Source organism: Spongiactinospora gelatinilytica, from assembly GCF_003236385.1.
GTDB lineage: Bacteria > Actinomycetota > Actinomycetes > Streptosporangiales > Streptosporangiaceae > Spongiactinospora > Spongiactinospora gelatinilytica.
In genome coordinates, this window is sequence record NZ_POUA01000743.1 from 1 (window position 1) to 1176 (window position 1176).

General features: G+C 73.0%; 1 protein-coding gene. It reads left to right on the top strand.

What is annotated here, in order from left to right; genetic code table 11:
* Nucleotides 1-261 precede the first annotated feature (261 nt).
* Nucleotides 262-1164 (top strand): decaprenyl-phosphate phosphoribosyltransferase, encoded by a 903-nt coding sequence (locus C1I98_RS39080; RefSeq protein WP_438672140.1) that lies wholly within the window; start codon nucleotides 262-264, stop codon nucleotides 1162-1164.
* Nucleotides 1165-1176 lie beyond the last annotated feature (12 nt).

Genomic DNA, 1176 nt, shown 5'->3' on the forward strand with positions numbered 1-1176 from the left:
GCTGGGGCCGGGGGAGGGGACCTCGATCAGGTTTCCCGGATGGATGTGCGAGGAGCGTGCCCCGGGCAATTCGCTGGTGGCGACGGCGAGGGATGGCAGGACCTACACGTACGGGCCGCCGCTGTGCAACGGCCGGGCGTGGGAAATAGGGTCATAAGCCGTTATGTCGGGTTTCACGGAGTTGTCGAGCTAAGCTCGATAAGCTCCGCTGGTGTCCCATTTCTCCCCAGGCACATCCCTCCCCGCCCGGGCGGTCCGCGGGTGAGCGCCGGGCCGGCGTTGACGCGGCGGCCCGCCGTATCCCGCCGCTCGCGGGCGGCCGGCCTGGCCCGGGCCCTGCGGCCACGGCAGTGGGTGAAGAACGGGCTGGTGCTCGCCGCCCCCCTGGCCGCCGGAGAACTGTCCACCCCCACGGGCGCGCGGGCCGCGCTGATCGCCTTCGCGGCGTTCTGCCTGGCCGCCTCCGGGGCGTACCTGATCAACGACGCCGCCGACGCCGCCGCCGACCGGCTGCACCCGAGGAAGCGGCACCGCCCCGTCGCCTCTGGCCTGATCCCCGTCCCGCTGGCCAGGGCGGCCGGGGCGGTGCTGGCCGCGAGCGCCCCCGCCGTCGCCGCGCTGACCGGCGGCTGGCGGCTCCCCGCCGTGGTGGCCGGGTACCTGGCCCTCACCCTCGGCTACACGTTCTGGCTGAAGCGGCAGCCGGTCGTGGACCTGGTCGCGGTCGCCGGATGCCACGTCGTCCGGGCCCTCGCCGGAGCCGTCGCGGTGGAGGTCCCGGTGACGAGCTGGTTCCTGGTGGTGATCTCGCTCGGCTCGCTCCAGCTCGTGGCCGGCAAGCGCGAGGCCGAACGACGGGCGCAAGCCGGCTCGGCCACCCGGGCGACCTTGGCCGCCTACACCCCCGGCTACCTCGCGCAGGTCCGCACCATGTGCTCCGGCGCGATGATCGTCACCTACTGCCTGTGGGCACTTAACGATCACCCCGGGCCCTTCCACGCGCTCAGCATCGTGCCGTTCGTGCTGGTCGTACTCCGGCACAACCTCCTGGTCGACCAGGGCGCGGGGGAGGAGCCGGAGGAACTGGCCCTGCGTGACCGGCCGTTGCAGATCTTCATCGCCGTCCAGCTCGCCCTCCTCGTGCTCGGGATTCATCTGACATGACCCCCTCGCCCC